This window comes from Gordonia sp. YY1 (assembly GCF_009872315.1).
Classification (GTDB): Bacteria; Actinomycetota; Actinomycetes; order Mycobacteriales; family Mycobacteriaceae; genus Gordonia; species Gordonia amicalis.
The window spans coordinates 1-5,735 of the sequence record NZ_WXYI01000040.1; the positions used below are offsets into that span (position 1 = coordinate 1).

A 5,735-nucleotide genomic window follows, 5' to 3' on the forward strand; every position below is an offset into this window, starting at 1 on the left:
ACCTCAAATAGAACGTTGTTTTCATATGGTCTGTTAAGAAACATCGCTATCTTCTCGTCCGGCATACGGCAAGCTAACCAGTTTTCTCCCAACTCCGTTGTTTTCTTGTCGTCCTGCAAAATCCAGACTTCATCCAGGCCGGGGCCGAACCTGGCTTGATACTCCTTACCCACCGTGAACAGCGGAATAAGTGGCCCGTAACCAGCATGGGTGCAAATCACTGTTACTGTTTCAACCATGACAGGTCTTCCAGTTGGTTGGCGAAGATGTGCCAGACGTGGCTTTTCGGCGTGCGCTTCATGAGTTTGTGCGCCTTGCGTGCCATGCGCTTGTAATCGCGTGTTGTTAGTTTCATCGGATCGGCAACGAACGATTCAACCATCAAGCCTTCGAAATGGTATTCGTGAAACCATGTTGGGCTATAGTCCCGGCTATTCTGGAAGTGGGTCATATTCCGAAACGGATGCTCATCGCTATGAAGGCGCTGACCTCGATCTCCAAGGTAGAATGCGCCGCGCATCTTGCCGTCATTGTCAACGTGCAAAAGGTGAATGCGGCTTTTCTTGCCTTCGAAGTTGGTTCCGACGATGGCGACAACCGCGTTTTTGACGATCTGCTTCATGGTGTATCTCCGTTGTTTGGTGTGTGGTCATTATGCCCGATCCATTGATCGGGCGTTTAGCTATTCGTGCTATTTCAGGCCGCGAAGGTCAATCTTCGATTTTGCCCAATCAGGGAAGAGAGCCATTGCCCCGATTTGGTCTATCCTGTTTTTTGCCTTTCCCCAGTCGCTCCATGCGTCATCCTGGTCTCCAATAATTCGAACCTCTTCGGCTGTAGACTCATAGGCCCAAATTGCACCGTCGGCATCAATGGCGATCGTGTTAGCCCAAATCGGCACGTCAATCGACTGCGTGTCGTCGGGGTCGGTAATGTTAAGCTGGAATGCAACAACCATCCTCTTCTTGATGGTTGCCACCACTTGCTTTTTTGACTTAATTTCGTGAATCATTGCGCTCTCCTTACAGAAACATTCCGGCCAGGCGCAGGCGGTTGATGATATCGTCACGCTTGACGCGGAGGCCGTCATAGTAGTCTTCTAGTTGGGGATCCCATGACGGCAGTTCAAGCATTGCTTTCATCTCATCGCAGGCTACTTTAAGCGCGTTGAAGTTCTGCTCGACGGCGCGACGGTGGGCTGCTGCGTTCAGTTCGTTGTTGTGGTTGCCAATCATGTTTTTGCTCCTCTGTTTCGATGGGGTAATAATAACGCATTGCCCCGATCGAGTTTTAGCAAAAAGTGCTATTCGTGCCTTTTGAACTCGTGAACCTGGTTCCCGCCGGAATGGTCGGCAATATCCACGCGATCGCAGGTGACGTAAAAGCCGAGAATGACGGTGAAGCGCCACTTGCCGCACCAGTGGAAGTATACGCCGTGCTCGCCGCCCTGGACGGCTTTGGTTGATGAGTATGGGATCGGCATCCCGGCGAAGGTGCGAAGTTTTGTTGTTGCTGAAAATCGTGGCATTGCCAATCCTCCTGGCGTGAGCCGTGTTGATGGTTGGAATATAGCGCCCCCGAAGCGGCTCTATTGTGATTATTTGCCCTGGCGTGCAAGGTAGAGCTCTTTGAGTTTCTGCCAGTGCCAGCGCATGACGTGTTCGTTATGGTAGTTGCTGGTTGAATATGGATTCTTCTTGCTCATCTTCATCTCCCGGCTGCTTACTTGATACGAACTTCAACATCAATGTCGGACTGCGGCGCGAAGAGTTGCGCCTTTCCATTAACGCGAATTGTGAGAATGTTCGCCTTGCGATCTGCTGCGAGAACCAGGCGAAACTTGCCAGCAAACTTAACCATCATGCCCGGCTTAACTTCGCTCATCTTGATAACCTTATCCATCTTCATCACCTCAGTTCGTTGTCGATGGGTAAATAATACCGGATCTCGCCATCGGCGTTTTGGCAAAAAGTGCTATCTTTCCACCTCGTGCATATCGCCAACTGAAAGATAATAAGCGATATCAAGTCGGCTCATTGTGGGGTGGGGCCAGCCGCATTCATGCCAAATAACATCGCCCTCGCCTTTAGTCCACATAGTTTCGCCATCCCAGCGCCAAAGGCGGTTGTTGAGGCGCGATCCGTAGACCGCGCCAGGTTTTACATCGCTCGCCTTAAAATTCATAATCGACAACCCCGAACTCGTTAACGATCTGCGCCTTGTAAAAGCCACTGTTTGCCGCCAGGTTGTAGCAAGCCGCCACGGTCTCGAACTCGCGCACTTCTGGCTTGCTGCTTTCGTGTTCCCAGGTAATCAGAGTAATCATTTCGGTTTCCTCATTCGTTGTCGATGAAGAGATAATACCCTATCTCCCTGACCGGGTTTTAACAAAAAGTGCTACTTGTTGCTCAGGTGGATGATAAATGCCGCCAGGAGCAATCCGCAATTAACACCGATGGAAAACAGGATAAAGGCGCTCATTGTGGATAATCCAGGCTAATGATGTTGTCGGCCTCATCGGCCATCATAGCCAGGACGTTCGACGCGCCGATGAATTCCGGTTTCGTAACAGCCTCGCCTGTCTCGGTGATATGCTGAATGTAAGATTCAGATTCCGGAAGAAATGACATTACAAGCAAGTCGGCTGTAACGCATTCCAGGGCGGTTGGATTTTCGTCGTCCGATGCAGTGGCAATGGCTGCGATAACCTCCTGCTCGCTGATTGGCGTGTCTCCCAGGCGCATCGGTGCCGCCGGGTCGTTTTGGTCTGGATATAGCTTCATACTCTCCTCCATAGTTTTAGTGCTTCTTCTTTTGTGATGATGATTGCGCTACCTTTGTGGAACCATATCACGGAGTCATCCTTAAACCTGTAGGTCAAGGAGTCCGGTGCACGGTAGCAATATTTTACAGCTTGCTGGAGTGCAACCCGATCCATTGTTTTTATCATGCCCCTATATTGCCGCATGAGTGTTTGGGCTATTGAAGTCTTACTCTTCATGACTGGACTCCTGGCTGATATCGCTGGCGGTCAATCCAAGATCGATAGCCGCACACAGATTTGCCTTGTAAATCCCGGTCAGGGCATCCCCGGCGAAGTCTACGGCAAGAGCGGCCACTAAACCTTTAATCCTTTCCCGCTCCTCCTTCCGGATCGAATCCTCATGACTTTTCGCCACCGCCTCCTTCGACAAGTCTTCTGCGATCGTGATGTGGTAGAACCCATTCACAACGCGCCTGCTGATTTTCTCCCCTGGTTTTGCGAACCGCTTCAGTGCGCTTGAGATCGTCGAGTCGTACAGTCCACTCCCCCTGGTGGCAAGGCGGTACTCTGAATCGCTGATAAGCAGATCGTGACCCGCAGCAATGAATCTCGCCCGCAGGTACTCACCGCCTCCCCAGGCTTTGTCGTATGCCTCTTTGATAATCGCTTCTATCTGCTCGCGGTCTTCGCCAGTGACATCCATCCGCTTTCTTGCTGCCGACTTTGCCAGGTCGAGCAACTCGCCGGGATCGGTGATTTCGATCCTGTCCTGTGCCTTTGGTCTCGCCATTTTTGTGGCTCCTTTGTGGTTTTGTTAAAGTTTGTGGTTAGATTGGTGTAAGCTCAATCATACGTGAATAATACCCCATCAAAGCCTTGTGTCAACTGCGTTTGCCGTTTTTGTGGTAACTCGGTAACTAACCCCCTTATATATGCCCCTTTATATATTTCACGACGGCGGCGCGGAACATCAAAAATTTTTTGGCGCGGCAGCGAACGAGTAAGCCAGCACGCGGATAAATCTTACCACAAAGAGAAATAGATATAGGTATATAATAATAATACTCTTATTTTATATATACTTACGTATATTCTATATGTATTTATTGTTCATTTTTTGCGCGGATTTCCGGTAAGATTTTTCCCGCCACAAAGCAACCCCATAAAACCACATAACCACAAAGCCGCCACAAATAGCTGCCTGTTTTGACCGCTTCGAGCGGCAAATTGCGTGCATGGTGCATACATTTATGCAATTCGTTGCAAATCCTGAAACACTCCCAAAATCATTGCACAGAATGAAACAATCAAAAGCAATCATGATTCGTCAAAACTAATCACCAGGGAATCAGGTGCAATCACAATCTATTACACTATTCCGAATCGGTTGAATAATCAGCAATCGCAGGAATAGCATTTTTTGTTAAAACCAACCCGATCGGCTTTGCTATGATGACTTCAACGAAACGAATTGAGCCAAAGGGGCCAAAGCTATGAAACTTCAACGCGAATCAATCAGGAGATTAACCATGAAAGCATTTGCGGATGTAGTCGTCGGTGATAAAATTCAATATGGCGCAAGCGATCTGTTCCGTACCGTAACCGATATCGAGAAGGGTCGCGGCGTCAATGGGTTTACTGTCTTCGTGGTGCTCGACGGCGTTGCACGCTTTGCGGTTGACGCTCGTGATTGGGTTTTCTTCATCGAGAAGGGCCAGGTATGAGGAAACGGCGGGCCGGGGAGGTGGTTTGCACCTGCGATGCTTACCCCTTCCCTCATCGAATGTTCGGCGGTTCATGCAATGGGATCGCCATTGTCATTGCCAGTGTTGGCGGTGCGGAGTGCCAGCATTGCCAGCTACTGAATAACGGTCGCTGCGAGGTGCTGGCGGGTATCGAGAACCCGATCGAATGCCATTACGTCGCCGACTTTATCCAACGAAACGAGGTTAAAATATAATGCGAACAGTTACCATTTCGAACAGCTTTTCCTACATCATCGGATCGCCGGAAGAGCGTATCAAGGCCATCCGCGACGAGGCGACCAATGAAGGGACTAACAAGTTTTACGCCGCTGCCGAAGCTGCGATCATGCACTATTACGGTCGTCACCCTGACGAATTCAATGCGGACAACACGCCGTTCGTTGTCATTAAACAGGCGGATGGTAGAACCTGGCAAATCAACGACAAGCAGACTGGCGAGTTTATTTTCGGATCGGTTCCGTGCCTGGTAGGTAGCAACGATGTTACCATTCAGGAACTCGGCGAGCATGAACCTCGCGTTCAGCGCACGATCTACATCAGCCAGGATTACGCGACCTGCGTTCCGGAGGTGAAATAATGAAGTACATGGGGAGTAAAGCAAGATTCAAAAAAAGAATTCTTGATGCGATGGGTCAGATTGGAAGCGTATACGTTGAACCGTTCGCTGGTGGCATGAATATGATCGATTGCGTAAAGGCCGATCGCAGAATTGCAAATGACGCAAACAAGTATGTAATAGCAATGTTTAAGGCCGTTGTTGATGGATGGGTTCCGCCAGAAATTTCACGGCATGAATATGCGGAGTTAAAAAACCTTAACGGAAGTGATGAAATGATCGGTTGGGCTGGAATAGGTTGTTCATATTCCGGAAAGTGGTTTGGTGGTTATGCTGGAATATGCCAGACAAGAGCCGGAGAAAGGAATTACCAAAAAGAAGCCTTGCGCTCAATAATTAATCAGGCAAGGTTATTGAGGGGAGTTGAGTTTTCAAGCGTAAGCTATTCTGATCTTGAGATACCAGATCACGCAACTGTTTACTGCGATCCACCATACCATGGAACAACTGGCTACGGTGTTGACTTTGATCATGTTGCGTTTTGGGATTGGGTCAGGGAAATTTCTAAAAGGTGCCGGGTTTTTGTGAGCGAGTATGCCGCGAGTGCTGATAGTGAGTGCATACTTGAAATTAACGCCAAAAGCTCTTT

At 49.2% G+C, this 5,735-nt stretch carries 12 protein-coding genes; 3 read left to right on the forward strand and 9 right to left on the reverse strand.

Translation table 11 applies throughout. The features are described from left to right. From BPODLACK_RS23705 to BPODLACK_RS22895, 9 genes are all read right to left on the reverse strand, one after another. The coding region (locus tag BPODLACK_RS23705) for a hypothetical protein (RefSeq protein WP_236577758.1) at positions 1–239 on the reverse strand (239 nt) is incomplete at its 3' end. Continuing rightward, the gene (locus BPODLACK_RS22865; RefSeq protein WP_159406302.1) at positions 224–622 is read right to left on the reverse strand and encodes a hypothetical protein; all 399 of its coding nucleotides are present in this window, start codon (positions 620–622) and stop codon (positions 224–226) included. The genes BPODLACK_RS23705 and BPODLACK_RS22865, both read right to left, overlap by 16 nt. A gap of 69 nt (positions 623–691) precedes the next feature. Beyond that, positions 692–1,012, reverse strand: coding sequence for a hypothetical protein (locus BPODLACK_RS22870; protein WP_159406303.1), 321 nt, complete (start codon positions 1,010–1,012; stop codon positions 692–694). A gap of 10 nt (positions 1,013–1,022) precedes the next feature. Then, positions 1,023–1,235, reverse strand: a complete 213-nt coding sequence (locus BPODLACK_RS22875) for a hypothetical protein (protein ID WP_159406304.1) — start codon at positions 1,233–1,235, stop codon at positions 1,023–1,025. A 68-nt stretch (positions 1,236–1,303) separates the two neighbouring features. Beyond that, a complete protein-coding gene (locus tag BPODLACK_RS23980; RefSeq protein ID WP_442903283.1) occupies positions 1,304–1,528 on the reverse strand; it encodes a DUF7274 domain-containing protein in 225 nt (74 codons plus the stop codon). 194 nt (positions 1,529–1,722) lie between these two features. Then, positions 1,723–1,884: a hypothetical protein gene (locus tag BPODLACK_RS22885; protein ID WP_159406306.1), complete on the reverse strand. Its 162-nt coding sequence runs from the start codon at positions 1,882–1,884 to the stop codon at positions 1,723–1,725. 289 nt (positions 1,885–2,173) lie between these two features. Beyond that, positions 2,174–2,326, reverse strand: coding sequence for a DUF7170 family protein (locus tag BPODLACK_RS23365; RefSeq protein ID WP_201450645.1), 153 nt, complete (start codon positions 2,324–2,326; stop codon positions 2,174–2,176). Positions 2,327–2,477: 151 nt separating this feature from the next. Next, positions 2,478–2,783 carry a hypothetical protein gene (locus tag BPODLACK_RS22890; RefSeq protein ID WP_159406307.1) on the reverse strand — a complete coding sequence of 102 codons (306 nt, stop codon included), beginning with the start codon at positions 2,781–2,783 and terminating at the stop codon, positions 2,478–2,480. 207 nt (positions 2,784–2,990) lie between these two features. Then, positions 2,991–3,554 carry a hypothetical protein gene (locus tag BPODLACK_RS22895; RefSeq protein ID WP_159406308.1) on the reverse strand — a complete coding sequence of 188 codons (564 nt, stop codon included), beginning with the start codon at positions 3,552–3,554 and terminating at the stop codon, positions 2,991–2,993. 739 nt (positions 3,555–4,293) lie between these two features. Between BPODLACK_RS22895 and BPODLACK_RS22900 the strand changes: the two genes are divergently transcribed. From BPODLACK_RS22900 to BPODLACK_RS22910, 3 genes are all read left to right on the forward strand, one after another. Beyond that, positions 4,294–4,488, forward strand: a complete 195-nt coding sequence (locus BPODLACK_RS22900) for a hypothetical protein (protein WP_159406309.1) — start codon at positions 4,294–4,296, stop codon at positions 4,486–4,488. A gap of 235 nt (positions 4,489–4,723) precedes the next feature. After that, positions 4,724–5,107: a hypothetical protein gene (locus tag BPODLACK_RS22905; RefSeq protein ID WP_159406310.1), complete on the forward strand. Its 384-nt coding sequence runs from the start codon at positions 4,724–4,726 to the stop codon at positions 5,105–5,107. Then, on the forward strand, positions 5,107–5,735 hold a 629-nt coding region (locus BPODLACK_RS22910), incomplete at its 3' end, for a DNA adenine methylase (RefSeq protein ID WP_159406311.1). The genes BPODLACK_RS22905 and BPODLACK_RS22910, both read left to right, overlap by 1 nt.

Coding starts and splice junctions, on each gene's coding strand:
- BPODLACK_RS23980 (WP_442903283.1), bottom strand. CDS start 1,528: ATGCCACGATTTTCAGCAACAACAAAACTTCGCACCTTCGCCGGGATG.
- BPODLACK_RS22875 (WP_159406304.1), bottom strand. CDS start 1,235: ATGATTGGCAACCACAACAACGAACTGAACGCAGCAGCCCACCGTCGC.
- BPODLACK_RS23365 (WP_201450645.1), bottom strand. CDS start 2,326: ATGATTACTCTGATTACCTGGGAACACGAAAGCAGCAAGCCAGAAGTG.
- BPODLACK_RS22890 (WP_159406307.1), bottom strand. CDS start 2,783: ATGAAGCTATATCCAGACCAAAACGACCCGGCGGCACCGATGCGCCTG.
- BPODLACK_RS22865 (WP_159406302.1), bottom strand. CDS start 622: ATGAAGCAGATCGTCAAAAACGCGGTTGTCGCCATCGTCGGAACCAAC.
- BPODLACK_RS22905 (WP_159406310.1), top strand. CDS start 4,724: ATGCGAACAGTTACCATTTCGAACAGCTTTTCCTACATCATCGGATCG.
- BPODLACK_RS22900 (WP_159406309.1), top strand. CDS start 4,294: ATGAAAGCATTTGCGGATGTAGTCGTCGGTGATAAAATTCAATATGGC.
- BPODLACK_RS22895 (WP_159406308.1), bottom strand. CDS start 3,554: ATGGCGAGACCAAAGGCACAGGACAGGATCGAAATCACCGATCCCGGC.
- BPODLACK_RS22885 (WP_159406306.1), bottom strand. CDS start 1,884: ATGAGCGAAGTTAAGCCGGGCATGATGGTTAAGTTTGCTGGCAAGTTT.
- BPODLACK_RS22870 (WP_159406303.1), bottom strand. CDS start 1,012: ATGATTCACGAAATTAAGTCAAAAAAGCAAGTGGTGGCAACCATCAAG.